Below are 25,286 nucleotides of genomic sequence, written 5' to 3'. Positions count from 1 at the left end.
AGTGAAGCGAGCTTGAGCACCGATAGGTGCGAAGGGGGGAGCATCCCCCCTCGAAACTCTTCGAGTTTCTCATGCTCACTCCGTTCGCACTCCCCATTGTCCCCACCCCCCTGCGTGGCGATATCCCATGGAAAGCCGTGCATGGGAACTATGATAGCCACAAGAACAACGTTCCACGGCGTGATACTCACCACCGACCCCTTCTCACCTCGTGACAGGGGTCACAACAGGAGATGGCCGAGCAACTTCTGCACCCCCAGCCCCCTCCCCCATTCCCTTTCCGGACATCCCGCAGACGCCCGGCACACCGTATGCCAGATCGGTCAATCCGACGGCCACACCCGTTAAACAACCCCATATTATCATCTATTTTTTATTTCCCCAATGTTTTGCGAAAATATGCAAACATATATAATAATAAACAGGGACAGTACACCAACAATCGGGGGACAGGATTCATGGAACATTCCATACCCAATCAATTCGATCACGTCCCGGAGCGGATCTCCGGGCTCGTCGACCTCGCATACAACCTCTGGTGGAGCTGGAACCCGGAAGCCCGGATGCTCTTCAAGCAACTGAACCATCAGGCGTGGAAAGCAAGCGTCCACAACCCGGTCAGGATGCTGCACGAGATCCCGGTCGAGTTCCTGAACCGGGCGGCGGCGGATCCCGCCTTCTGCCACCGCTACGACATCGTCATGCACCGGTTCAGGAAGTACATGAGCGCCGCCGGGACCTGGTTCTCCGAAGAGTACGCCGACCGGCCTCCATTGACGGTCGCCTACTTCTCGGCGGAGTACGGGCTTCACCACTCGCTTCCCATCTTCGCGGGGGGGCTCGGGTTCCTCGCCGGAGACCACCTGAAAGAAGCAAGCGACCTCGGCCTCCCGATGGTCGCCGTCGGGTTCCTCTACTCGCAGGGCTACCTGCACCAACAGATCAACCACGACGGCTGGCAGGAGGACGTCACCGAACCCCTCGACCGCGATGCGGCGCCCGTCACCCCGGTGCTCGATGCCGACGGCGAAGACCTCGTGGTCCGGGTTCCGCACATCGACCCGCCCATCTACGTCGCCGTCCGGAAGGTGCAGGTCGGCAGGATCCCGCTCTACCTCCTGGATACGGATATCCCCTGCAACGACCCCGAAAACCGGGGCATATCGTCCCGGCTGTATGCCGGCGACCGGGAGCAGCGGCTCCGGCAGGAGATTGTTCTCGGGATCGGCGGGAGGAAGGTGCTCCACGCCCTCGGCATCGAGTACGCGGCGGTGCACCTGAACGAAGGCCACCCGGCGTTCGCGCTGCTCGAGCGGATCCGCGAGCGGGTCGAGCGGGGGATGGAGTTCGAGGAAGCGCTCGAGGAGGTGCGGGCGACCTCCGTCTTCACCACGCATACGCCCGTTCCTGCAGGCCACGACGTCTTCCACGTCGACCTCATCGACCGCTACTTCGCGCCCTACTACGCGGCGCTCGGCATAGACCGGATCAGGTTCCTGCAGCTCGGTGTCCACCCGGAAAGCCCCGCTTCGGGGTTCAACATGACTGCGTTCGCCCTGCGCGCGTCGGCGCATCACAACGGGGTCTCGCGTGCAAACGGGGCCGTCGCCTGCGATATGTGGAAATGCCTCTGGCCCGGACCCGCGGAAGCGGCGGTGCCCATCGACTACGTCACGAACGGCGTCCACGTGCCGACCTGGCTGAACCCCCGGATGAAGGCGCTCTACGACCGGCATATCGGCCCGACCTCGCCCGACTGGCTCCCGGAGCACGACGACCCGATGATATGGGAACTCGTCGACGAGATCCCGGACGCCGAACTCTGGCAACTTCACCTCTGGCTGAAGGCGAAACTCATCAACCGGCTCCGGGAGCGCGAGCGGCTCCGGTGGACGACGCGCCCCGGAGGGGCGTCGAGCTCCGCGGTCGAAGGCGCGTTTCTCAACCCCTCCATCCTGACGATCGGGTTTGCCCGGCGATTCTCGACCTACAAGCGTGCATACCTCATCTTCGAGGACCTGGAGCGGTTGAAACGCATCTTAAACAACCCCTGGCAGCCCGTCCAGATCATCTTCGCCGGCAAGGCCCACCCGTCCGACAACGAAGGCAAGGGAGTGCTCCAGCGGATCTACCGCTACACGCAGGACCCGGGGTTTGGCGGACGGGTCGCGTTCATCGAGGACTACAACGACCAGGTGGCCCGGTACCTGGTGCACGGCGTCGACGTATGGCTGAACAACCCCCTGCCCCCGATGGAGGCGAGCGGCACGAGCGGGATGAAAGCATCGCTCAACGGGGTGCTGAACCTCTCCATCCTGGACGGCTGGTGGACCGAAGGCTACAACGGCAGAAACGGCTGGGCGTTCGGGGAAACGGCGGCCGACTGCGAGGCGAGGGACGGCATCGACGCCGCAGCGATCTACGACCTCCTGGAGAACGAAGTCGTCCCGCTCTACTACGACCGCTCCATCGACGACGTTCCCCACGGCTGGGTGAAGATGATGAAAGAGTCGATCAAGAGCAACGGCCCCCGGTTCTCGTCCCGCCGGATGGTGAAGGAGTACGTCGCCCGGTACTACCCGTCGCTCCTGAAGGGTGCGGGGGCAGCATATGCCCGCTACCCGGCAACGGCGAAACCCCAAAAGCCGCCGGCCTGGAAATCGCAGGTGCAGGGAAAGGGAGCAGACGATCTCTTCTCCCCGTGAAGCACGTGAACCACCGGGGTTCCCCGCCTTATGGGGACCCCCTTCGGCCGATTGCGGAGCGGTTGCCCTTACAGGAGCCCCTCCTTCGATCCTTACCGGTGGCCCCGCTCAACATGCGGGGATCTTCCGCCGGCCCGTGCAACACGCTTCCGCGTCTCTTCGTCGGCGGCCTGAAGGCCTCTTGCTCCGTGCGGTGCCCTGCCCCCGGCACTCGCGACCCGCTGCCGGGTCTCGATGCTTGCGGCCTGGAGGCCCCGTTCGGTGTGCGGCGCCATCCCGCCGATTCTCGCGACCCGCTGCCGGGTCGCTTCGTCTGCCGATGCAAGACCGCGTTTTGTCCATTTCTTCTTTCCGGTCATATCGCCACCTCTCCGGTTCATCCGTGTCACCGGTCGCCTCTTGCATCTCCGGCGTGCCGTTCTCTTTCGCGTGGCCGATTGGGGTTTGCCTGTTTGTGAGACGGCCGATGCTGCCGGACCGCCGCCCCTCTCGGGCTCACGCTCTCCCCTGCCGTCATCCGCCTCTCTCCATGAGGGGCGGGTGAATGAAGCAACTATTATAAAATGGTTGTTTTGCCGCCTTCGGCAGCAAAATTCTGCCGATTCAGGCAGAACGGTCCAGTGAAACGGATGGATATTCCAGGAGTTCCCTGCGGGATATGCTCATATTCCGCCGTGCATCTCCCTGATCATTCGCCGTACCTGGCCGAACTGCACCTCCGGCCGGGTAAAGACACAGAGATATTCATCGCCGTAGGGGGCGATGACGACGTTTCCGCCGCGATAAAAGAGTGTCATCTGTACGAATGCCCCGTTTGACGGCGCAGCCGATGGCAGGCGGATCGCCCACCGGAGCAGGTCCTCGGCAAAGGCGACGGTAGATTCGGCATCGATCTTTCCGACCGATGAGGTGCAGAGGCCTTCGGCAAAACAGGCAACCGCGGTCACCCCGGGGTGCTTCAGCAACGTCCCGAGCGAATCGGGTACCTCTCCGGGAGATGCATCGTTGGGTACGGTATCTTCGTGCTCGGTTTCGGTCACGATATCGTGCCCGTTGCTCTCCCCTGAATGGTCGGCCACGAGAGATTCGCGGCCGGGCTGCAGGAGGGCCTGCATCTCTGCCGATACGGCGAGGGCCTCCTGCATCTCCCGGGGCTCGTACCGGAAGAGGCCGAAGTCGAGGATCGGCTGGCTGCCGAAGTATTTCAACGCCGACGGCCCGCTCAGGGATTTCAGCGGATGCATGAACTGTGCGGCGAGAGGCTCTCCCTTCTGCACCAGCATGAACCCTTTTCCGTCCTGCATCGTGATCCGCACCGCCCCGGAAAACCTGGTCGTGTGAGAGAAGATCCACTGGAGCGGTGCCTGCATCTCCCCGATGACCTTCCCTTCCGGTAATTTATCCGTCATTCGCAACCCTGCCCGACTGCATCCAATGTGTCGAAAACAAGCGTCTTCACCGCCCGTTTCTCTTACTCGGCGTCGTCCTTGGCAAGGGTGTCGAGGATCCTGTAGGAGTTGATCAGGCGGTTGAACGCGACTGCGAGTTCGCCGATCTCATCGTTGCTCGTCACCGTGATCTCGACGTTTGCGAGATCCCCCTGGCTTGCACTGGTCGCGGCTTGCGAGAGCTGCTCGACAGGATCCGTGATGCTCTTCGCAAGGAAGAAACTCCACATGAAAACCACGAAGACCGTGAGCAGGGTCATGACGATGATGCTGTTCTGCAGGCCGAGCGTGGCGACGATGCTCCCGGTGTCCCCCGCCGAGACGATTCCCAGCAGGAAGATGGGGATGACTGCAACGGTGAGCATGCTCGCCATGAGTTTGTAGAACATTGGGATCTGGACGGTGAGGCCGTCCTGGAACACCCCGATTTCTTGCGAGAAAGATTCAGCCATGAGAGAGTATTTTCTCACTTTAGTATATGAAGTTATTCTTTACCAAAAAGTGATGTCAGGGTAAAATATCAAATTCTAATGGATCTAAATAGTCAATAAACGATTTCAGGTATTTTTATGCACCTTTAAACATAATATCCGGAAATCCCGAAAACCACGGTGTCTGTGAAGTTCGGTATATATGTACCGGTGAAAATCGTTCATACACCTACTGCAATTCGTGAATGTTTTTCACGCACAGGTGTGCCCGGCATCCTGCCGGAGGGACGCTCTTCGGACTGTAAAAGGTCGGCGTGAAACAGCTATCCGAAAGGGCATCGACAGATTGATACGGGCATGGAAGAGTTGGGGTGAGCGCAACTTCCCGCCCCGTGCCGGAGGTTGAGGGGTCATGGTATGACGCTTGTGATCGCCTTTATCGGAAAACAGGGCGCCGTGATGGCGGGGGATATGCGGGAGATCGCATTCGGAGGGGACGATTCCTCCATCGAAGACCTGGAGCGCGAACTCTACGGCGGCTCGATCGCCTCCGACAGCGACCTCGCAAAACGGGCAGACGAGATCGGGGTGACGATCCAGCTCAGGGACGACAAAACCAAGGTCTCGCAGCGGGACGGGGTGCTCGTCGGCGAGGTGACCGAGACGGAGGGGGCGAAGACCTCGAGAAAAAGGCTCTACGCTACGAAAGGAAGTTACGTGATTGCCGAGATCGTCGATTCCCGGCTGCGGGTGATGCAAAAGGGGCAGGCGAGCAACTTCGTGGTGCTGGGAAACGATACCACGAAAGAGGTTGCCAACCAGTGCATCCAGGGGATGTGGGAAGGGGGAACGATCCAGGATGCCCTGCGTCTCATCATGCTCACCATGCAGATAGCGGCAAGCGTAACGGCGTCGGTGAGCAGAACGTTCGTACTGGTGCATACCGATATCGCGGCGGATGTCCCGGCCGCTATCGCTAACGATTCTCGAAAAGAACAAAACCCGGATTGAGTTCATCCCCGATCAGGCGCGGGGCCCTGCCGGAGGCAGGCGACGACGCCTCAACCCCGGCGCGCAAAATGCGGAAGTTATTGACTGAGATAGTTGTGCTTCTTGAGCCAGTCTACCTGGGGTTTGATGTACCGGTAGATGATATCGCACTTCTCGTCCTGGAAACTCCAGGGAACGATGATCAGAAGGTCGCCTTCGCGTATCCAGAGCCGCTTTTTGATCTTGCCCTTGATCCTTCCCGTGCGCGTGACGCCGTCCTCACAGCGGACGCGGATGTGGTTTGCCCCGAGCATCAGGTCGGCCCGGCCGAAGATCTCCCGATTTCTCTTCTTCGGTAACCGTACTCGTACGATCTCTCCACTGTTGTTCTGTGTTCCTCGTGTATTCGCCAGTTAATCAACTCCGTAATAGGCGACGGTGAGGGCCGCCCGAATATCTACTAGAGGTGTATATCAATGATCCGGGCCACCATTAAAGTATCTGTCCCGGGGAGGATCCGCACGACCGTGATCGCGCGGGAGGAAATTGGAATGTGCGGGGTGTTCCGGGGGATCGGCACCGGGAACCCGCTCGACGCGAGCCGGTTTCTGGAACGCCGCAACTTTACCAGGCACGACCCCGGCAGCGGGTTTGTTCCCGCACCGGGGGAGTCGACCCCAAACCGCTCCCGGGTTTTTCTTCCGAAGAATAATTAAGGTTTGAGCGTACATGTGTGAAGAGGATCTTTGAATGGAAAGCAACAAGCTGTACGTCGGCAACCTCACCTACTCGGTAAATGAGGAACAACTGAAAGAATTATTCAGCCAGTACGGGACGGTAAACGACGTCAGAGTCATCGAGCGCAAAGGCTTCGGGTTTGTCGAGATGTCCAGCCCTGAAGAGGCTGAAGCAGCAAAGGAAGCCCTGAACGACACTGTATTCGAAGGCCGTACCCTGAAGATCGACGAGGCACGGCCCCCGAGACCGAGAAACGACTTCCGGCGGTTCTAAGCGGACCCCGGAGAACAGTATTCCGAATATCCCACATTTTTGAAGAGTCGGGGTTCATGCGAACCTCACCTCTGATTGTCCGGTATAGACAACTCCGCTACTGGTTCCTGTCTTTGCAGCCGTTCCGTCGCACGCGACCGAACCCGGCCCCGAGACGCCGCCTCTATCATCAGGAGGCTATCTCCCGCAGGATAGTGCGGGAGACCGGGTGACCTGCCCGCCCGGCGCAGCCGTCACCACCTCCGGTCCGAAACGTTCTCTCGCTGAATTGCAGGTATTTTCTCAAAATGCGACAGCAACGTTTTTATTTGATCGGAGCTACGGTGGCGGCCTGTGTCTCGCGATGCGGGATGCAGACAAAAAAGGTGGTGAGAGATATGGCAGAAGAGAGACCTTCAGTTAAAGGCGGAATGGCCTCTGCAGCACAGGCGTCTTCCGTCCAGGAACTGAGTGCATCCGCATTCCAGAAGTTCCTCAGCGGTATGGATTACCCCGCCGGCAAGCAGGACCTGATCAGCCACGCCAGGAAGAACAATGCACCCGACGCGGTGATCCAGGTCATCGAGATGTTCCAGGACAAATCTTTCCAGTCCGCAGCAGACGTGAGCCAGGAGTTCGGCAGGGTCAAATAACCCTGCCTCTTTTTGGTACTGCCGCAATCCCGAGCATCGCCCTCATTCCTCGAAGGTGAACTCCGCCGCCCAGTCGAACCCCTGGTTGTCTTCGTACCACTGCGGCCAGTGGGAGGACCATGCAGGCATGTTCACATCCCGAACCCGCTCGGTGGCCGGGAGGTAGGGCTTGATGTCCAGCACCGGCGTGCCGTCGTCGGCATCGATATACGCGACCCTGACGATGCCCGATGCGCTATCGATATCGATGACCGGAACCACCGAGAGGGCGATCGGGTTCGGCCGGGCGGGTGACCGGGTGGCGAAGATCCCGATCGTCTCCGGGCCTCTCGTGTACGGTTTTTGACAGACCGTCTCGCTCCGGCACTCCGGCGTATCGACCCGGTCGCCCCACCAGAGCACGACGAGGTGGCTGAACCCGTCGAGCCCCTGGAGTGCCGGCCGGAACGGCCCGGCAATCTCGATCAAGAACGATTCGTTGTCGGCATGCACGGTGCCGACCGGTTTTGCGGTGAATGTGCGCGTATTCATAACGGTAGCCTTTCCCCGGCACGATCCCGGACGGGTATCGTACCGCTTGGTCAGGTGTCGGCGCAGGAGGACTAAAAGGGCACGAGTCTGCCCTGGGGCAGGGTTGCGATACCGTCCAGGCCGTCACCCCCCTGCTGCCGGAGCGGTTTTTCCATGAGACTATAATGGAGGAGCGCCTAACGCCTCAACGTGGACACCTGAACCACATGTGGGAGAAGTAAAAGCCATGACAGAAGAGAAGAGAAAGAAACCGAACCCTGCGGACAGGTTCTGCTGGGACGCGGACGATCTCATCATCACAAGGAAGCGGGAAAAGGACGAGCCGAAACCGGACGATGGAATCGTTTATTGAGCGGCCGGACGCTGAACGTATCCCGTGATTGAAACGATCCCAAAAAAGCGCATGCGAGAGGCCGGATTCGAACCGGCGAACTCCTACGAGACCAGGCCCTGAACCTGGCGCCTTTGACCTGGCTTGGCAACTCTCGCGCGAATGTCGGCGAACCTCCGCCGTTGGCGTGCCCCGGCGTTCCTCGCGCCTAATACTGTAGCATCTCCAACAAAATAAAGGTAATTACTCCCCGCCCTCTCCGATGCCGGGAGAGTCGTGGGAGTTATTGTCCATAAACCGCTTCATCTCCAGTTCACGCAGTTCGTGCCGCTTGATCTTGCCGGAGATGGTCTTCGGGAGCGACTCCACGAACTCGATGAGGCGGGGATATTTGTAGGGCGCCGTCACCCGCTTGACCTGCTTCTGGATGTCCTTGACGAGCGACTCCGTGGGCCGGTACCCGGGTTTCAGGACGATGAAGGCCTTGACGACCAGCCCGCGGAGCACGTCGGGCGACCCGACGACCGCTGCCTCCTGGACGGCCGGGTGCTCCATGAGAGCGCTCTCGACCTCGAACGGCCCGATCCGGTAGCCGGAGGACTTGATGACGTCGTCGTCGCGCCCGATGAACCAGAAGTAGCCGTCCTCGTCCATGTAGGCCTTGTCACCGGTGTAGTAGAACCCGTTCGAGAAGACTTTGTGGTTCTCTTCGCCGTTATTCAGGTAACCGGAGAAGAGCCCGACCGGCCGGGGATCGAGTTTGATCGCGATCCGCCCTTCCTCCCCGACGCCGGCCAGGTTCCCGTCGTCGTCGTGGAGTTCGATCTGCCAGCCCGGCATGGGCCTTCCCATGGAGCCGGGTTTGATCTTCATGCCGGGAAGCGTCCCGATGCAGAGCACCGTCTCGGTCTGGCCGTAGCCCTCGTAAATGGTCTGCCCGGTCCCCTCCTGCCATGCCCGGATCACCTCGGGGTTGAGGGCTTCGCCGGCGCTGCAGCAGTGGCGCATGTCGGCCAGATCGAACTTGTCGAGGTCGGCGAGGATGAGCATCCGGTAGATGGTCGGGGGGCAGCAGAACGTCGTGACCCCGTACTTCTCCAGCAGGGGGAGGATCTCGGTGGCGTGGAACCGGCCCCGGATGTCGTAGACAAAGATGCAGGCGCCGACGATCCATTGGCCGTAGAGTTTCCCCCACGCGCTCTTCCCCCAGCCGGTATCGGAGATCGTGAGGTGCAGGTCGTTCGGGCGCAGGTCGTGCCACAGCTGCGCGGTGACGATGTGCCCGAGCGGGTAGGAGTGGGCGTGGACCACCATCTTCGGCTCGCCGGTGGTGCCGGAGGTGAAGAAGATCAGCAGCGGGTCGGTCGATTTCGTCCGGTGCATGCCGGGGAGGTTCACCAGTTTGTGCGAGCAGGGCGCGGGGTAGTCGAGCTCGACGGGGTAGCTGACCCACCCGTCCCGCACGCCGTCGATCATGAGCCGGACGGCGAGCGTGGGGCACTCTTCGCGGATCTCCTCGACCTTATCGGCGTGCTCGGCCATGGTGATGATCATCCTGATATCGGCCGCCTGGATGCGGTATTTCAGGTCTTTCGGGGTCAGCATCGTCGTCGCGGGGCAGTAGACCGCGCCGAGTTTGATCAGGGCGATGGTGAAGATCCACCATTCGGGTGTCCGGGGGAGCATCAGCATGACCCGGTCGCCCTTCTTGATACCGTATTTCAGGCAGATGTTGACGGCCTGATTAGAGAGGCGCATGAGGTCGAAGAACGTATATTTCTTCTCGGTTCCGTTCTGGTCGACCCAGATCATCGCCAGTTTGTTCCGGTCTTTCTTCGCCCATGCGTCGATCACGTCGAAGCCGAAGTTATAGTATTCAGGAACTTCTATCTTGAAATTGGCGCCTAGGTCCTCGTAGGACGGTGGTTTTTGCACTTCATCTGCCATAACGCGATCAATAAAAAGTTGCGCGTTTATGGTTTAAAGCATTCACGAAGTTGAAGCGCGCTTCGTATCCGGAATGAGCATAAAGATTACCCATTAGTATTATGGTTCAAAAAATGATACTCATATCGATGGATGAGAAGGGATACGAGTCACTGAAAATTGAGAACATCGTTGCCTCCGGGGTGATTGCCGACGCGATCGACCTCGAAAACGTATCTGATAAAATAAAAAACTGCGAACTGAATACGAAGAGGTTCCCCGGGGCGGTCTACCGCATCGAGAAACCCAAGATCGCATCCCTGATATTTTCCTCGGGAAAAGTGGTGCTCACCGGTATCAGGAACAACCAGGACCTGCATGAAGGCCTCGGTATCATCATGCAGTCGCTCCGCGATGCCGGGGTCAATACCTACGACGAGCCGCAGGTCGCGGTCACGAACATCGTCTGTTCGTACGACATGGGCAAGTACATCAACCTGAACAAGGTGGTCATCACCCTCAACCTCGAGAACATCGAGTACGAACCCGAGCAGTTCCCGGGGCTCGTCTACCGCATCGAGGACCCGAAGATCGTCGCCCTTCTCTTCAGCTCCGGCAAGATCATCCTGACCGGCGGGAAGACCGTCGAGGATATCAAGAGAGGACTTGATTTCCTGGAGCAGCGGCTCGAAACCATAATGTAATCCCGTTTTTTCCGTTACGTTCTTTTTGCCGGGCGACGGGCCGCAGGGCCGGAGCCTGAGAAAACGCGAAGCGTTTTCGAGTGGCAACAGTTCGCCTGGCACGGGTAATCTGGGTTGCATAAACCCGCCGATTTCTTCAGGACAGAAGAAGGCTTGTTGCTTGGATCTGATCGCGCTCGTGCTGCGGCGCTTAATCTCCGTTCCTGGCGGCCCGTCGCCATCGCACCTGCGGCGCTCAAACTCCGGCCCTTCGGCCCGTCGCCATCGCACCTGCGGCGCTCAAACTCCGGCCCTTCGGCCCGTCGCCATCGCACCTGCGGCGCTCAAACTCCGGCCCTTCGGCCCGTCGCCATCGCACCTGCGGCGCTCAAACTCCGGCCCTTCGGCCCGTCGCCATCGCACCTGCGGCGCTCAAACTCCGGCCCTTCGGCCCGTCGCCATCGCACCTGCGGCGCTCAAACTCCGGCCCTTCGGCCCGTCGCCATCGCACCTGCGGCGCTCAAACTCCGGCCCTTCGGCCCGTCGCCATCGCACCTGCGGCGCTCAAACTCCGGCCCTTCGGCCCGTCGCCCTTCGAAAACGCGTCGCGTTTTCTCGAGCTCCGTTCCTAACGGAACGTCGCTTACCAATACCGATGCGTCTTCACGTAGTTCCGCTCGGCCTTCAAAATCTCCTTGTAGAAGGCGTCCCCTTCGGAGAGGGTCGCGAGGATCCTTGAGGCGACCTCCGGGCCGACGCCCTTGGCCGCGAGGGCTGTCACCGCTTTCTTCCCGCTGGAGAGGACGATGTTTGCGTTCCGGAGGAACCGGACCTCGATCGCCCGTTCCTCCTCGGACTTGTTCTTCTTCTTCACCGCCGGGATGAGGTCTTCGTCCCAGGGTTTCAGCGCCGCGATGAGCCGGGCGCTGCAGAGGGGGCACTGCGGCTTATCGGGGACGCGCTCGACGACCGTCCGGCTCTTCCACTTCCGGCAGTTCATGCAGAAGAGGACGACGTCCTCCTTCTCGAGGCGGCGCGCGAGCGTCCCGATCACCGCCTGGTCGACCATCGGCGGCGGGATCATGTCCCGCGAGGAGGAGAGCACATCGCTCCCGAGCGGGCTCAACCGTCCCGTGGCGACGGCGATGCGGCCGTCATGGACGGCAGCGAGGATCTCCTGCGCCGCGTCCATGTCCATGGAGATGCTGAAGAGCTCGCGGTAGGCCTCGGCCGCGATGACCGTCCCGTCGAAGAGATCGATGAGCCGGTGGATGCTGAACCGCTCGTAGTCGGCGTCCGCGTCGATGGCGCCGAACTTCTTCGCCACCTGCACGAGTTTCCACTTGAAGAGCGCCGTCCGCTTCAGGGCGAGCTTCAGGATCCCGGGGAGGTGGTCGGGTTCGAGCGCCGCGAGGGTCTCCTGCACCTCCAGTGCCCGGACGTTGTCGGGCAGGCGGAGGAGGAACCGGTAGGCACCGACCTCGATCCCGACGCTCGTCCCGTAGCGGGCCGAGAGGAGGACCGAGAGAGCCCGGGCCAGCGCCTCGTTCGCCTTGTGCCCGCCGCAGACGTTGCAGACCACGCCCTCGTCCGCGTTCTCGAGGGTGACGAGGCGGTCGGTGGGGACCGGGTAGTTCCCCTCGTCCATCCGGCCCATGAACCGCTCCGCGTAGGCGATCGCCGCAGGGGTATCGGAATAGCGGCCGAACGCCCGGGTCCGCCGGAGCGCCCCGACCTCCCGGGCGACGGCGAACGGCACCGGGATCTGCTCTCCTTCCCACGACGGGACCTCTCCTTTCGCCCGGGTCGCCGGCTCGACCGTGATCCGCGTGCCCTCGATCTCGAGCACCCGCCAGAGCTGGCCCTTGGTGATGAAGACCGCGCCGGTGTGCATCCACCCGAGGACGAACGACTCGTCGAGCGTCCCGACCGTGCGGCGCGAGACCATGTCGAAGATCTCCATCTTCTTCTCGTCGTGGATCATCGAGAGGTTCTCGATGAGGTAGCGCCGCGCCCGGCCCGTCCTGATGATCCGGGTTCCGTCAAGCCGGATCAGCCGGTGCTCCGCCATCTGGCGGCAGACGTCGTCGAGGAGCGGCCCGCATCCGTCAAAGACGTTCGAGCGTTCGATCATCTCCCGGACGCGGGAGACCTCGATCTCGCCGTACTCGACCGCGATCGCCGCCACCTGGTTCGCGAGGACGTCGGCGGCGCCGGCGGGCGGGACGATCCGCTCGCACTCGTTCGCCTTCGCCCGCCGGGCGATCACGAGCGACTCTAACAGGTCGTCAAACCCCGTTGCAAGGACGGTGCCGCGCGAGATGGCGTCGAGACGGTGGCCGGCCCGGCCGACCCGCTGCACCAGGCGCGAGACCTGCCGGGGGGAGCCGAACTGGACGACGTGCTCGATGTGGCCGATGTCGATACCGAGTTCCATCGAGGATGTGGCGATCAGCGTCCGGACCTCGCCCTTCCTGAACCGCTCCTCGGCATCGACCCTGACGTCTCGCGAGAGCGAGCCGTGGTGGACCTCGACGTCGCCGCGGGAGTAGAGCCGGTGGCCGAGCGCCTCGGCGGTCACCCGGGTGTTGACGAAGACGAGGGTGGAGCCGGGGGAGTCCAGGCATTTCCCGACCGCGCGCGCCTGGGCGCCGAAGTCTTCCCCGGCGAACAGGACGCCGATATCGAGGCTGCTCGCGACCGGCACCTCGACGAGCGAGAACGGACGGTGGCCGGCGAGGAACCGGCCGATATCGTCCGGGTTCCCGACGGTCGCCGAGAGGCCGATCCGCTGAAACTCTCCCGCGTATGCGGCCAGGCGTTCGAGCGCCACCGCGAGCTGGGCTCCCCGTTTGCTGTCGGCGAGCTCGTGGATCTCGTCGACGACGACGTACTTCACGTTCTTGAGGTGCTCGCGGAGGCGTTTGCCCATGAAGAGCGCCTGCAGCGACTCCGGGGTGGTGATGAGGAGGTCGGGGGGGTTGAGCGCCTGTTTTCGCCGCTCGTTCTGCGGGGTGTCCCCGTGCCGGACGCCGACCGAGAGGCCGAGTTCGCGGCACCACCACTCCATCCGGTTGAGGATGTCGCGGTTCAGGGACCGGAGGGGCGTGATGTAGAGCGCCTTGAACCCGGAGCCGGTTGTCTTGAGGAGCCGGTCGAAGACCGGGAGCATCGCGCTCTCGGTCTTCCCCGTGCCGGTCGGCGCCACCAGGACAAGGTTCTCCCCCGCAAGAAGCCGCGGGATGGCCTGCTCCTGCGCTGCCGAGAATCCGGTGAATCCGCGCTTCCTGACGACCTCCTGCACCCGGGGGTCGAGGAGGTCAGGCGTCGTCTGCGGGGCAGAGCGTGGCCGGGGAGCCGACGTACGTGCCATCTGCGAGGTACACCTCCGCGGAATTTTTGTCTATGCACCGGGAGAGGGGGCCGAGCCCGCTCTCCCGCAGCCGCCCGACGTCGATCCCGCCCGCGAACTCGTTGAAGGTCGGGACGAAGAGGAGCCGGGTGCGCTCCCCGGACGGCTCCTCGAACCCCGAGTAGAGGTAGGCCGGCCGGGCGCGTGCGGCGCACCCGACGGTATCCACGAGCGAGACGACCGGGTGGTGGTGGCCGACGACGACGAGGTGGCCGTGGAGTTCGGGGGCGGGATGCGTGTGGCCGTGCAGGTAGCCGATGCCGTCGATGAGCGTGCCCTCGGCGGGGAGGAGCTCACCGGGCTCGAGGAACCGCCCGATGCCGCCGTCGTGGTTGCCCGGGGCGACGGCGATCGGCACGTGGTCCCTAAACGACCGGAGTACGGCGGGGAGTTCCCGGTACTCCTGCCTGCTCGTCACCGGGACGTTGTGCTTGACGTCCCCGAGGAGGAGGAGGAGGTCGGGCTCTGCCTCCTCGATGCAGGCGATCACCCGATCGGCCCGGGCGGCGCTCCGGCTCGCGATGTGGACGCCGTGACGTTCGAGGCCCGATTCGATGCCCATGTGCAGGTCGGCGACGACCAGCACCCGCCGGTCGCTCTCGACCAGGAGGGCAGGGCCGTTCTCGATGAAATGAAGGTGCATTATCGTGTCAGATCAGTTTTATCATGCCCGATGCGGGCTGGTAGCATTCCCCTGCGGCGAGGAGTTCCTCGAGCGCGGCGCGTGCCTCCCGGGCGGAGAGGCCCGAGCGCACCCCGATGGCGACGGCGTCTTCAAACCCGGTGCCCCGGGCGCCGCCTTCTCCCTCAAGGGCATCGAGGAGGAGGTCGCGGGCGACAAGGGGCGCGATCGCGCCGACGGCGATATCCGTGCGGACGGTTGCAAGGGCTGTACTCACCATCGCGGCCATCCCGCGGATATCCTCGTCCGTGATCCCGTAGAGGCGGCGGGCGGCTTCGATCCGTTCGTCGCCGCCGTCCCGGAGCGATTCGAGCCGGTCGAGGGTCGCGCCGGCGGTCTCAAGCACCCAGAGGTCGCGGGCGGTGCGGTTCACCACAGAGAGCGCCTCGGCCTCCACCGTCGCGCATGCCCTCTCACTGGATCCGGTCAGCGCCGCCCGGCCGGTGACGGCGACGAACGCGGGCGGTTCGATGTAGCCCAGCGTCTCGACCGCGTCCGGGCTCTGCCAGTCGACCGAGACCTGGAACGCGCCGGTGGGATCGGCAAGCCGGGCCTGCATGACGTCGCCGCTCCCCCTCTTCTCGGTAAGGGCGCCGACGATGAAGAGGCGGCGGCACCAGGCGGCCCCCGGCGTCACCACGTACGAGCCGTTCCGGCCGTCGCCGGCGTCCGCCGTGTGCCGCGCGGCGGAGAAGTCCTGCGCAAATACCCGTTCTGCAGGTTCCATAAATCCGTCCGTTCGAGGAATGGGGTGCGGATATGCCGGGGTGGGAGACCCGGCCGGATCTCCACGCGAACTCCCGGTATTTCCATACGTATCCGTACGTATCTGTTCACCCTCAATCCTCTAAAAAGGATCACCGGAACGGATGACGATCCTTTTACGATGGACGAGCACCAACACCTATGCAAATGGACGGCAACCACACCATCTGGATAGAGAAGTATCGGCCCAGAAGACTCGACGAGATGGTCGGACAGAAGGATATCGTGGTGCGCCTCCAGTCCTACGTGAAGACCGGCAACCTGCCGCACCTCCTCTTCACGGGCAGCGCGGGGATCGGGAAGACCACCGCCGCCGTGGCGCTCGCCCGGGAGTTCTTCGGCGACTCCTGGCAGACGAACTTCCGGGAGATGAACGCCTCCGACGAGCGGGGTATCGACGTTGTCAGAAACCAGATCAAGGAGTTCGCCCGGACGTCGCCGCTTGCCGGGGCGACGTTCAAGATCCTCTTCCTCGACGAAGCGGACGCGCTGACGACGGACGCGCAGGCGGCTCTCCGGCGGACGATGGAGACCTACGCCCGCACCTGCCGGTTCATCCTCTCGTGCAACTACTCATCGAAGATCATCGATCCCATCCAGAGCCGGTGCGCCATCTACCGGTTCAGGCCGCTTGACCGGGAAGCGGTCATCGAGGAGACCCGGAGGATCGCCGCGGCCGAAGGGCTCACGGTCACGGAGGGGGCGCTCGATGCCATCGTCTACGTCGCCTCGGGGGACATGAGGAAGGCGATCAACGCCCTGCAGGGTGCCGCCATCCTCAGGACGGATATCGACGAGGAGACTATCTTCGAGATCACCGCGACCGCCCGCCCGGAGGAGATCGACGAACTCCTCGACCTCTCGATAGGGGGGAGGTTCGACGAGGCGGAGCAGGCGCTCCTGGAACTGACCCATGTCCGGGGCATCGCCCCGAACGAGCTGATCAACCAGTGCTACCGGGCGCTGGTCCAGCGCGATATCGACCGGACGCTCAAAGTGAAACTGATCGACGCCCTCGGCGAGACCGATTTCCGCCTCTCGGAAGGGGCGAGCAGCGATATCCAGATGGAGGCGCTGCTCGCACGGTTCGTCCTCGCCGCAGAGCAGCACCGCTGAGGATTCTGTCTTGACTGAAGAGATAACCGTCGAAGTTACCGACAACGTCGGTGAGTGGACGAAGTTCCTGAAGAAGCAGTACAAGCGCGAGCTTGCCGAACTCTCCCGCGAGTACCCCCACAACCATTCGCTCCTCATCGATTACCGCAAGATCCTGAATAACAAACTCGCGTTCGAGCTCCTGAGGAGCCCCGGAAAGGTTCTCGGGGATATCCGGGACGCGATCGTCCAGAACAAACTCCTCAAGCTGAAGGACGGCCAGGACCCCGACCTGGTCAACATCCGGTTCACGAACCTGCCGCAGAAGACGAACGTCCGCGACATCCGGGCCGACCAGATCAACACCTTCGTCAGCCTCGAGGGGATCCTCCGAAAGACCACCGAGGTGCGCCCCAGGATCGTCAGCGCGGTCTTCCGGTGCCGCACCTGCAACAAGAACACCGACCCGGTTCCGCAGGGTTACGGGCGGTTCGACGAGCCCGATTTCTGCCCGAACTGCGAGAGGAAGACCCGTCTCGACCTGGTGATGAACCGGTGCCGGTTCGTCGACGCCCAGAAACTCCGGATCCAGGAGTCCCCGGAAGGCCTCCGGGGCGGCGAGCAGCCCCAGACGCTCGATATCGACGTCACCGACGACCTGACCGGCATGGTCTCGCCGGGCGACCGGGTGGTGGTGAACGGCATCCTCCGGTCGGTGCAGAGGGTCAACTACGGCCAGAAGAGCACGCTCTTTGACATCTACCTGGAGTGCAACTCCATCGAGGTCGCCGAGAAGGAGTTCGAGGAGGTCTCGATCTCCGAGGAGGACGAGGCGAATATCATGGCGCTCGCCCGCGACCCCATGGTCTACAAGAAGATCGCCCGGTCGATCGCGCCGACGATCTACGGTACCGACGACGTGAAGGAGGCGATCGCGCTCCAGCTCTTCGGCGGTATCGCGAAAGATATGCCGGACGGCTCCCGTCTCCGCGGCGACGTCCACGTCCTGCTGGTCGGCGACCCGGGTATCGCAAAGAGTCAGATCCTGCGCTACGTCGTGAAACTCTCGCCCCGCGGGATCTACACGAGCGGCAAGTCGTCGACCTCCGCCGGGTTGACGGCAACGGCGGTCAAGGACGAGTTCGGCGACGGGCGGTGGACGCTCGAGGCCGGTGCGCTGGTCCTCGCGGATATGGGGATCGCCGCCGTCGATGAGATGGACAAGATGCAGAAAGAGGACCGGAGCGCGCTGCACGAGGCAATGGAGCAGCAGTGCTACGACGACGAGACCGAGGTCCTCACGGAGAGCGGGTGGAAGCTCTTCCGCGACGTGACCGCGGATGACCGTGTCGCGACACTCTCTGCCGATGGCAGGCTCGAGTACGCACCCCCGTCCAACTTCGTGGCATCGGAGTATGACGGAGAGATGTACTATGTCAAGTCGCGGCAGGTCGACCTCGCGGTCACGCCGAACCACCGGATGTACGTCAACCTGAATCGGCGTGCCGACGAGTGGGAAGGGTTCCGGCTCATCCGCATGGACGAACTCCCCATCCACAAGCGGATGCGGTTCAAGAAGAACGCCGCATGGACAGGGGAGCGACACGAGACCCATTGGATACCGCCCGTCGTCAAGTTCGCGAACCAGAACGCCGAAGGGAAACTCACCGACCCCATCACGGTCGGGATGGACGACTGGCTTGAGTTCCTGGGCTACTTCCTCTCCGAGGGGTCGGTTCAGCGGCACCACCAGACCGGGGTTCCTTATCGCGTGATCATATCGCAGACGAACCCGGAGTCTGCCGAAACGATCCGGCAGTGCCTCGAACGACTGCCGTTCCGCTTCTCCTATGACGGCAAGAACTTCTCGATCAACGCAAAGCAGCTTGCCGAACACCTCGCACCGTTCGGCAAATGTCACGAGAAGTACGTCCCCGACTACGCGAAGAGCCTCCCCCCGGAGCAGATCGGGATACTCCTCGACGCGCTCATGCTCGGGGACGGCTACATCAACAAGACGACCGGGGTCTCGATATACACCACCTCGTCGAGGAGACTGGCCGACGACGTCACCGAGCTCCTGCTGAAGAAGGGATTGTCAGGGAACGTCTACCTCAGGCGGGAGGCAGGAACCGTCGCCGCAAACCCGCGGGGCGGGACCTCGACGGCGACCCACGACATCTTCCAGGTGACCTTCATCCGCGACGGCCAGAACGAGCCGAACATCAACACAAACGGAAAGCAGCATATCGAGAAGCGGCCGTATAAGGGCACGATCTACTGCCTCGAGGTCCCGAATCACACCCTCTACGTCCGGCGAAGCGGCATCCCGGTCTGGTGCGGCAACTCGATCTCGGTCGCAAAAGCCGGCATCACCGCGACCCTGAAGTCCCGGTGCGCCCTCCTCGGCGCGGCGAACCCGAAGCTCGGGCGGTTCGACCAGTTCGTCCCGATCGGCGAGCAGATCAACATGCCGCCGTCGCTCCTCTCCCGGTTCGACCTCATCTTCGTGATGACCGATCAGCCGGAGGTTCAGCGGGACGGGGCGATTGCGCAGCACATCATCAAGACCCACAGCGTGGGCGAGCTGATCAAGCAGCACGAGTACGAGCCGCTGCCGGACGTCGACGACGCGTACATCGAGCGGGCGCTTGCGCCGGTCATCCCCGACATCGACCCGACGCTTCTGCGGAAGTACATCGCCTACGCGAAACGGACGTGCTTCCCCATCCTCTCCGACGGGGCAAAGGAGGCGCTGATCGCCTACTATATGCGCCTGCGGAACCTCGCGAGCGGGAACAAGCCCGTCCCGGTCACCGCACGGCAGCTCGAGGCGCTGGTGCGGCTTGCAGAGGCGAGCGCACGGATGCGGCTCTCGAACACCGTCGATACGGAGGATACCGACCGGATCCTGAAGATCGTCGACGCCTGTCTCCGGCAGGTCGCCTACGACGCCGAGAGCGGGAGTTTCGACATCGACAAACTCGTGACCGGGGTCACGAAGTCGCAGCGCGACATCATCCGGTCGGTCAAGGAGGCTATCCGGAACGTCTCCGGCGACTCCGGCGGCCAGGCACGGGTCGACGAGGTTATCGAGATCCTGCTGCAGCAGGGATTCTCCCGCGACAAGATCGAGCACACCCTCGAGCAGCTGAAACGGGGCGGCGAGGTGCTCGAGCCCCGGCACGGGCTGGTGAAGTTGATCGGGTAGGGGGAGGAGGTACCCTTTTTCGCGAAGGGCAGCCCAGATTCCCCAGGAGGGAGACCTGGTCTCATGGAGATCGAATGTCGGTCAACGTAGCCCGCCGGAGTTGACGCTCACATGCACCGGCTCAGAGGAGATTGTTTAGATCTTCTACCGTCATATCGGCCTGTTTTAAAATGTGCGAAAGTGTTGAGCGCTTAAGCGGTTTGTGCATAGGGACTGTCAGTTTCAGTGTTTTAGCCGGCAGATGCTTATGCAGTCGAATGTGGCTGCCGCGCGTGCGGACGACAACCCACCCGTCTCTTTGAAGAGCGATGACGATCCTGTCGTAATCAAGAACAGGCACCTTGCTCATACGGCAATCTCAACCTGTTCGGCTGTTTCGCTACAAACGAGATCATCCTCAACGGTTTCAAGGTACAGCTCAATGGCTTCCCTGATGTTTTCCAATGCTTCGTCCCTCGTATCGCCTTCGCTGATACAGCCGGGCAGGCTTGGTACATAGACCGTATATCCCCCTTCCTCACTGGGTTCGAGCACTACACGCAGTCTCATATCTTAACCTATCCAGCAGGCGTATACTTAATTGTAATACCGTACGACATTCCGCGGCATTGATTGAATCCGCCGGATCTGATCAAACTACCTCTGGTTCGCCGTGCTTACGACGATCCTGGTCAGGTTCTTCGCAGAATCAAAGCCATTGGGGCACTCACGGTCACATCGCCGCCAATGGCGGGTCAGCGGTGCCGTACGAGTGCCTGGTTGACGGAGAATAGCGTACCCCGCATGATCTGCTTCGCCGTGAGAACGGTCTCTCTCTCCTGTCCCCGGCCCCCCAGAGCAGGATCAAAAACCCCATTATTGCAATCAGCCCCCGGACGCGTAGATGATTGTGAGAGAAATGCTATATAGACCCGGGTCTATCTCCTTGTGCGGATGCCCGGAACGCGCTCGCAAAACGGCGGAGGCTCACCCCATCCCTCCACGGCCGGATGAACCCCCCACTGCTCTCAGGCGAAAGCGTGGTTCGCATTCCATGTGCTTAAGGTTGAACCTCGTTTGCCTCCGGGGATGTTACAGGAGGAAAAATCACGTGAAGCCTCACTATATCATGGTAATACTCTCGTTTATTCTCCTCACCGCGGGGTGCATCGAGCCCGTGGCCACCGATCCCGCAGGAATTACGCCGCCACCCACAATGGACGCCACAACCGAACTCCCCCCCGATAATGCACCATCACTCCGTGATTCAGCCTTCATCAGGATCGAGGAATGGGAGGACCCCGCCGAATACACGGGTTTCTCCCCGCCGTCATACATCCCCGGGGAGTATACTCTCTACGGCCTCCTGATAGCCACTGTCTGGAACGAGTCCTACGGCCACTACACGACGATCGGCGAGACCCTGCGCTACGCACGCAACGACACAATGCAGAACGCATCGTGGACTACCGATATGACGCTGCTCGAAATCACCTGGAGCAGTTATGGGTATAGCCCCTACGCAAACGATCAGATCGTTAACAGAGAACCAAAACCCGTTGATATCAGGGGGTATGGGGGGCGGATCTACGAAACCGAATCGGAACGGCTGATCGCCTGGACGGCGGCCGGGAACGCTACATACTACGTGCGCGGGTCGCTTGACCGCGACGAATTGGTCCGGGTGGCGCGGTCGATCGCCTGTTAATCGGCGGATATCACAGAGAGGAAACAAATCGCGCCGCCCGAACACCGGAGAAGAGGGTAACATGGAATGACCACAGAAACAGAGAAAAAGCCGGACAGGACCGTGGGCGTTCTGGGCGCGCTCTTCGGCGTATTCCTGTATTACGTCTGGATCGCCGTGCTCATGGCGATCCTCTTCACGTTCTTCGCGGAACCGAACGCCATGGGAGCATTCATAGTCAAATTCCCGCAGATGGTGCAGATCTGGCTTAACGCCGGAATGCTGCCGGTCTTCATCATCCTCGGCTACCACCTGTTTGCCCGCGATACGATGCCTGAAGCGGAACGCCTTTTGGGCAGAACGGTGCTTGCCGCCTCGGCCTCGGGTTTCCTCCTCTGGCTCCTCGTGCTGGCGGCTCTGGAGGTTTCCGGGGTTGCCGTGGAGTATCCCTATTACGTCGCCGGGGGCTACGTCGTCATGCTGATTCTCGGAGTGTTCTTCTGGAAAACCTGGAGCCGGGGAGTGTGAACCCGGCAACAGGAAGAAGCACCATCAATACCGAAAACGAAAGATGAATCAACAACCTTCGCCGGCGAAGAAACCGGGCTAAAGTATATCGCCAGACGAGTTGAATATCAGACCGATCGCCTCTACTCCGATCAAATGCAGGAGAGATAAGCCCATGAAGACCTTGAAAATCATCGTCGAGAAACACCCGGACAGCTATGTCGCCTATCCCCTGGGTCTGAAGGATATCGTCGTCGCGGAGGGGGACACCTGCAAAGAGGCGCTTCGCGAGGTGAGATCCGCCATACAGTTTCACATCGAGACCTTCGGAGACGAGGCGTTCGAGGACAACGATGTTAGGGAGATCTTCGTCACCGAAGTCGGCATCCAGATCTAATGCCGTGTGGTTACCAACGACATGTTCATGCTGCACGCTCTTCTCCTGGATCTCTCCATCTCCCGCTGGCTCACGTGAAGTGCGAGCGCAACGAGCTTGAGCACCGTCAGGTGTGAAGAACGACGAACCGAAGGACCGAAGTTCGAGCAACGTTAGGTGTGAAGGGAGTTACAGGTAACTACACTGGATTTCCCGTTCTTCGCGGCTTCGCGTGAGACTGTATCACTATCCTGCGCAATCAACTCACGTGAAGACCAGTTACCAGCGCTCCCCCATCGCGGGGCGCACCTTCTTACTCCCGTACCCACAAACCTACTAACCATGATCACCGACCGCGAGAGGGCGGCGTTCGAAGCCGGTATCAAACTCGGCGCCCTCTACCACCAGTTCGTCGGGACGCCGATCGCCCGCGAGACCGCCGCGGCCGTCGAAGCCGCCATCGAGCAGGCCGTCGGGCTGCAGCCCTACGTGACCGGCATCACCGTCCGGCTGAACCGCGATATGATGGTCTCGAACCGGTTCGGCTACTCGGAACTTGCCGGGAAGATGTTCGATGCCGCTATCACGACCGAGGTCGGGACGGCCGTCTGCCGCGCCCGGATGCGCCTCGAGGACGACTACCCCATGATGGAGATCGTCGAGTTCCATGAAACCACCCGCGATACCGATCACTGACGACCATATCCACATCGACCCGGTAAACGGCCGGGGGATCGAGGCCGCGAAGGACTTTCGCCGCAGCGGGGGGACGCACATCTTCCTGGTCTCAAAACCCTCCTGGTCGCTTTCGGTCGAGCCGTCCACCGGAGAAGACTACCGCGAGGTCTTTGAAGCGACGCTCCGGGTGGCGGAGATGGTCCGGGAGACCGGACTCGTCGTCTACCCGGTCCTCGGCGTCCACCCCGCGGAGATAGGCCGGCTTACGGCGCGGATGAGCCTTGAAGCGGCCGCCGGCGTGATGACGGCCGGGCTCGACCTCGCCGCCCGCTACGTCGAGGGCGGACAGGCCGTCGCCCTCAAGAGCGGGCGGCCCCACTACGAGGTCGCGCCGGAGGTGCTTGCCGCCTCGAACGCAGTCCTCTTCCACGCCCTCGAACTCGGGGCCGACTGCGGCTGCGCCGTCCAGCTCCACGCCGAGAGCGGGCCGTGCACCGACGTCGTTGAGATGGCACGGCGGGCCGGTATCCCGGTTGAGAAGGTCGTCAAGCACTTCGCGACGCCCGACACACCCCTGATGCCCTCGTTCATCGCGCGGCACGAGGAGATCCCCGCGCTCGCCCGGTCGGGCCGGCGGTTCACGATGGAGAGCGACTACATGGACGAGAACTCCCGGCCCGGCGCGGTCATCGGGCCGAAGTCGGTGCCGCGGTTCACGCGCCGGTACTTCGAGGAGGGACTCATCACCGAAGAGGACGCCTGGCGCATCCATCAAGAGACGCCGTCGCGCACCTACGGCGTGGATATCGCGCTTCCTTAACGGAACTGCGCACCTTTTTGACGACTCCCGTCAAACGGTATGTGATGTACCTGAAAGTGCACCGCATACCGGGCGCCGGTGAAGTGGTGGCCGCCTGCGACGCCGAGCTCATGGACGCCACCCTGATACACGGAGACGTCGAGATCTGCATCACCGGGGGTTTTTACGGCACCGAGCGTGCCGGCGAAGAGGACGTCCGGGGAGCGCTCGCGGGCGCGGAGAACGCCAATATCATCGGCAGGCGCGTCGTAGCCCTCGCCGTCGCCATGGGACTCGTCGCCGAGAACGAGTGTATCATGATCGGCGACGTCCCCCACGCCCAGATATTCAGGATCTGACCCATGACCATCCAGACGAGCATCTGCCCCCGTTGCGGGAAGCCGAGCGAGGAGGGACTCTGCCCGGAGTGCCGGGCCGCGGACGTGCGGCTGCTGACCTGCGAACCGTACGTGACCACCATCTACTGTCCGGTCTGCGAGTCGCAGAAGCGCGGCAAGACCTGGTCCGACCTGCAGATGCCGCGAGAGGATCTCGTCACCGAGCTGGCGGTATCGGCGGTCAACATCCACGAGGACGCGAAGGATGTCCGGGTCACCGTCCGCGCCGAAGAGATCGCGTCGAACAGGACGGCCTGCACCGTCGAGGTGGAGGCGAGCCTGTACGGTGTCCCTGTCCGGGAGACCTGCAAGACCGAGATCCGCTGGCAGAGGGAGTCCTGTGACCGGTGCAGCCGCATCTCGGGTGGCTACTACGAGGGGATCGTCCAGGTGCGGGCGACCAATAGAAAGATCAACGCCTACGAGCGCGAGGTCGCCGTGAACCTTGCACAGCAGGCCGAAGAGTCGCTCCAGCAGTCGGGCGACCGTTTCTCGTTCATATCGGATCTCGATGACACGAAGGACGGCGTCGATATCACCGTCGGGACGCAGCACCTCGGCCAGGAGATCGCGAGGACGATCACGGGGGCGCTCGGCGGGCGGTTCACGACCCACCCGAAGCTGGTCGGCGAGAAGGAAGGAAAAGCACTCTACCGGATCACCTACTCTCTCCGGCTGCCGTTCTACCAGAAAGGCGACGTGGTGGTCTCTCATGGCAACTACTTCGAGGTGCGCGATATCGACGGGCACCGTCTCCGGGTCTTCGATCTCACGGCCGGCGTTGCCCGGACGCTTCCCGAGGGCGAGATCGAGCGCCTTCTCGGGAACGTCCGCGAGGCCGAGTCCGCGCTCGTCGTCTTCACGCAACCGGGCGTCGTGGGGCTGATGGACCCGAAGACCTACCGGACGCGGGAACTCAATATGGTCTCGTGGACGTTCCCGGTAGAGGGGGAGCCGATCCGGGTGCTCCGCGACGAGGAGCAGGACCGGCTGGTCATCGTCGGGTGAG

General features: G+C 62.2%; 26 protein-coding genes and 1 tRNA gene. 15 read left to right on the top strand and 12 right to left on the bottom strand.

Features of this window, described 5'->3' with window-relative positions; translation table 11 throughout:
- The first annotated feature begins 458 nt into the window (after positions 1–458).
- Positions 459–2,705, top strand: a complete 2,247-nt coding sequence (gene glgP, locus MEMAR_RS06205; RefSeq protein ID WP_011844103.1) for an alpha-glucan family phosphorylase — start codon at positions 459–461, stop codon at positions 2,703–2,705.
- A gap of 92 nt (positions 2,706–2,797) precedes the next feature.
- Here glgP and MEMAR_RS06200 read toward each other — a convergent pair whose 3' ends face one another.
- The 3 genes from MEMAR_RS06200 to MEMAR_RS06190 all read right to left on the bottom strand — a co-directional run bounded on the left by MEMAR_RS06200 (position 2,798) and on the right by MEMAR_RS06190 (position 4,605).
- Positions 2,798–3,064, bottom strand: coding sequence for a hypothetical protein (locus MEMAR_RS06200; protein ID WP_143706340.1), 267 nt, complete (start codon positions 3,062–3,064; stop codon positions 2,798–2,800).
- 303 nt (positions 3,065–3,367) lie between these two features.
- Entirely contained in the window at positions 3,368–4,114 is a 747-nt protein-coding gene (locus tag MEMAR_RS06195; protein WP_011844101.1) for a roadblock/LC7 domain-containing protein, read from the bottom strand.
- A gap of 62 nt (positions 4,115–4,176) precedes the next feature.
- Positions 4,177–4,605, bottom strand: coding sequence for a HAMP domain-containing protein (locus MEMAR_RS06190; RefSeq protein ID WP_081432601.1), 429 nt, complete (start codon positions 4,603–4,605; stop codon positions 4,177–4,179).
- A gap of 396 nt (positions 4,606–5,001) precedes the next feature.
- On the opposite strand from MEMAR_RS06190, the gene MEMAR_RS06185 reads away from it, so the two are divergent.
- Positions 5,002–5,595, top strand: coding sequence for an MJ0548 connectase family domain-containing protein (locus MEMAR_RS06185; protein ID WP_011844100.1), 594 nt, complete (start codon positions 5,002–5,004; stop codon positions 5,593–5,595).
- 77 nt (positions 5,596–5,672) lie between these two features.
- On the opposite strand, the gene eif1A is transcribed toward MEMAR_RS06185, so the two are convergent.
- Positions 5,673–5,987, bottom strand: a complete 315-nt coding sequence (eif1A, locus tag MEMAR_RS06180) for a translation initiation factor eIF-1A (protein ID WP_081432600.1) — start codon at positions 5,985–5,987, stop codon at positions 5,673–5,675.
- A gap of 337 nt (positions 5,988–6,324) precedes the next feature.
- Here eif1A and MEMAR_RS06175 point away from each other — a divergent pair, with 337 nt between their 5' ends.
- Positions 6,325–6,585, top strand: a complete 261-nt coding sequence (locus tag MEMAR_RS06175) for an RNA recognition motif domain-containing protein (RefSeq protein WP_011844098.1) — start codon at positions 6,325–6,327, stop codon at positions 6,583–6,585.
- A 377-nt stretch (positions 6,586–6,962) separates the two neighbouring features.
- Positions 6,963–7,217, top strand: coding sequence for a DUF2795 domain-containing protein (locus MEMAR_RS06170; RefSeq protein ID WP_011844097.1), 255 nt, complete (start codon positions 6,963–6,965; stop codon positions 7,215–7,217).
- 42 nt (positions 7,218–7,259) lie between these two features.
- On the opposite strand, the gene MEMAR_RS06165 is transcribed toward MEMAR_RS06170, so the two are convergent.
- Entirely contained in the window at positions 7,260–7,748 is a 489-nt protein-coding gene (locus MEMAR_RS06165; protein ID WP_011844096.1) for an SAM-dependent methyltransferase, read from the bottom strand.
- Between the two features lie 226 nt (positions 7,749–7,974).
- Between MEMAR_RS06165 and MEMAR_RS13365 the strand changes: the two genes are divergently transcribed.
- Entirely contained in the window at positions 7,975–8,100 is a 126-nt protein-coding gene (locus tag MEMAR_RS13365) for a hypothetical protein (RefSeq protein WP_267312969.1), read from the top strand.
- Positions 8,101–8,152: 52 nt separating this feature from the next.
- Here the strand turns inward: MEMAR_RS13365 and MEMAR_RS06160 are convergent.
- Positions 8,153–8,237: transfer RNA gene (locus MEMAR_RS06160), tRNA-Leu, on the bottom strand.
- An 85-nt stretch (positions 8,238–8,322) separates the two neighbouring features.
- On the bottom strand, positions 8,323–10,026 hold the full coding sequence (locus MEMAR_RS06155; RefSeq protein WP_011844095.1) for an AMP-binding protein: 1,704 nt from the start codon (positions 10,024–10,026) through the stop codon (positions 8,323–8,325).
- A 128-nt stretch (positions 10,027–10,154) separates the two neighbouring features.
- Here MEMAR_RS06155 and MEMAR_RS06150 point away from each other — a divergent pair, with 128 nt between their 5' ends.
- The gene (locus tag MEMAR_RS06150; protein ID WP_187147940.1) at positions 10,155–10,709 is read left to right on the top strand and encodes a TATA-box-binding protein; all 555 of its coding nucleotides are present in this window, start codon (positions 10,155–10,157) and stop codon (positions 10,707–10,709) included.
- Between the two features lie 622 nt (positions 10,710–11,331).
- Here MEMAR_RS06150 and MEMAR_RS06145 read toward each other — a convergent pair.
- From MEMAR_RS06145 to MEMAR_RS06135, 3 genes are read right to left on the bottom strand one after another with little or no spacing between them, the layout of a single operon-like run.
- Positions 11,332–14,061: a DEAD/DEAH box helicase gene (locus MEMAR_RS06145; RefSeq protein ID WP_011844093.1), complete on the bottom strand. Its 2,730-nt coding sequence runs from the start codon at positions 14,059–14,061 to the stop codon at positions 11,332–11,334.
- The gene (locus MEMAR_RS06140; RefSeq protein ID WP_011844092.1) at positions 14,009–14,743 is read right to left on the bottom strand and encodes a metallophosphoesterase; all 735 of its coding nucleotides are present in this window, start codon (positions 14,741–14,743) and stop codon (positions 14,009–14,011) included. Before MEMAR_RS06140 ends, MEMAR_RS06145 begins: the two co-directional genes overlap by 53 nt.
- 7 nt (positions 14,744–14,750) lie before the next feature.
- The gene (locus MEMAR_RS06135; protein WP_011844091.1) at positions 14,751–15,509 is read right to left on the bottom strand and encodes a hypothetical protein; all 759 of its coding nucleotides are present in this window, start codon (positions 15,507–15,509) and stop codon (positions 14,751–14,753) included.
- A gap of 185 nt (positions 15,510–15,694) precedes the next feature.
- Here MEMAR_RS06135 and MEMAR_RS06130 point away from each other — a divergent pair, with 185 nt between their 5' ends.
- Both MEMAR_RS06130 and MEMAR_RS06125 read left to right on the top strand, forming a co-directional pair.
- A complete protein-coding gene (locus MEMAR_RS06130; protein ID WP_011844090.1) occupies positions 15,695–16,663 on the top strand; it encodes a replication factor C small subunit in 969 nt (322 codons plus the stop codon).
- Between the two features lie 10 nt (positions 16,664–16,673).
- Positions 16,674–19,853: an LAGLIDADG family homing endonuclease gene (locus MEMAR_RS06125; protein ID WP_011844089.1), complete on the top strand. Its 3,180-nt coding sequence runs from the start codon at positions 16,674–16,676 to the stop codon at positions 19,851–19,853.
- A 121-nt stretch (positions 19,854–19,974) separates the two neighbouring features.
- On the opposite strand, the gene MEMAR_RS06120 is transcribed toward MEMAR_RS06125, so the two are convergent.
- Both MEMAR_RS06120 and MEMAR_RS06115 read right to left on the bottom strand, forming a co-directional pair.
- Positions 19,975–20,202, bottom strand: a complete 228-nt coding sequence (locus MEMAR_RS06120; protein ID WP_011844088.1) for a type II toxin-antitoxin system HicA family toxin — start codon at positions 20,200–20,202, stop codon at positions 19,975–19,977.
- Complete coding sequence (locus MEMAR_RS06115) at positions 20,199–20,402, bottom strand: type II toxin-antitoxin system HicB family antitoxin (protein WP_011844087.1); 204 nt, start codon at positions 20,400–20,402, stop codon at positions 20,199–20,201. Before MEMAR_RS06115 ends, MEMAR_RS06120 begins: the two co-directional genes overlap by 4 nt.
- A 559-nt stretch (positions 20,403–20,961) precedes the next feature.
- Between MEMAR_RS06115 and MEMAR_RS06110 the strand changes: the two genes are divergently transcribed.
- The 7 genes from MEMAR_RS06110 to MEMAR_RS06080 all read left to right on the top strand — a co-directional run bounded on the left by MEMAR_RS06110 (position 20,962) and on the right by MEMAR_RS06080 (position 25,285).
- Positions 20,962–21,540, top strand: a complete 579-nt coding sequence (locus tag MEMAR_RS06110; RefSeq protein ID WP_143706338.1) for a hypothetical protein — start codon at positions 20,962–20,964, stop codon at positions 21,538–21,540.
- Between the two features lie 66 nt (positions 21,541–21,606).
- Entirely contained in the window at positions 21,607–22,047 is a 441-nt protein-coding gene (locus MEMAR_RS06105) for a hypothetical protein (protein WP_011844085.1), read from the top strand.
- Positions 22,048–22,201: 154 nt separating this feature from the next.
- Entirely contained in the window at positions 22,202–22,423 is a 222-nt protein-coding gene (locus MEMAR_RS06100; RefSeq protein WP_011844084.1) for a type II toxin-antitoxin system HicB family antitoxin, read from the top strand.
- A 321-nt stretch (positions 22,424–22,744) separates the two neighbouring features.
- Complete coding sequence (locus MEMAR_RS06095; protein ID WP_011844083.1) at positions 22,745–23,098, top strand: dihydroneopterin aldolase family protein; 354 nt, start codon at positions 22,745–22,747, stop codon at positions 23,096–23,098.
- Positions 23,070–23,900 (top strand): TatD family hydrolase, encoded by an 831-nt coding sequence (locus MEMAR_RS06090; protein WP_011844082.1) that lies wholly within the window; start codon positions 23,070–23,072, stop codon positions 23,898–23,900. Before MEMAR_RS06095 ends, MEMAR_RS06090 begins: the two co-directional genes overlap by 29 nt.
- A 44-nt stretch (positions 23,901–23,944) precedes the next feature.
- On the top strand, positions 23,945–24,238 hold the full coding sequence (locus MEMAR_RS06085; RefSeq protein ID WP_011844081.1) for a DUF424 domain-containing protein: 294 nt from the start codon (positions 23,945–23,947) through the stop codon (positions 24,236–24,238).
- A gap of 3 nt (positions 24,239–24,241) precedes the next feature.
- Positions 24,242–25,285 carry a 60S ribosomal export protein NMD3 gene (locus MEMAR_RS06080; RefSeq protein WP_011844080.1) on the top strand — a complete coding sequence of 348 codons (1,044 nt, stop codon included), beginning with the start codon at positions 24,242–24,244 and terminating at the stop codon, positions 25,283–25,285.
- Position 25,286: the final 1 nt, after the last annotated feature.

Origin of the sequence: Methanoculleus marisnigri JR1 (genome assembly GCF_000015825.1) — an archaeon.
In the GTDB taxonomy this organism is placed as follows: Archaea; Halobacteriota; Methanomicrobia; order Methanomicrobiales; family Methanoculleaceae; genus Methanoculleus; species Methanoculleus marisnigri.
Note: the sequence above shows the minus strand (reverse complement) of the source record. Positions and strands in the feature narration are given on the sequence as shown.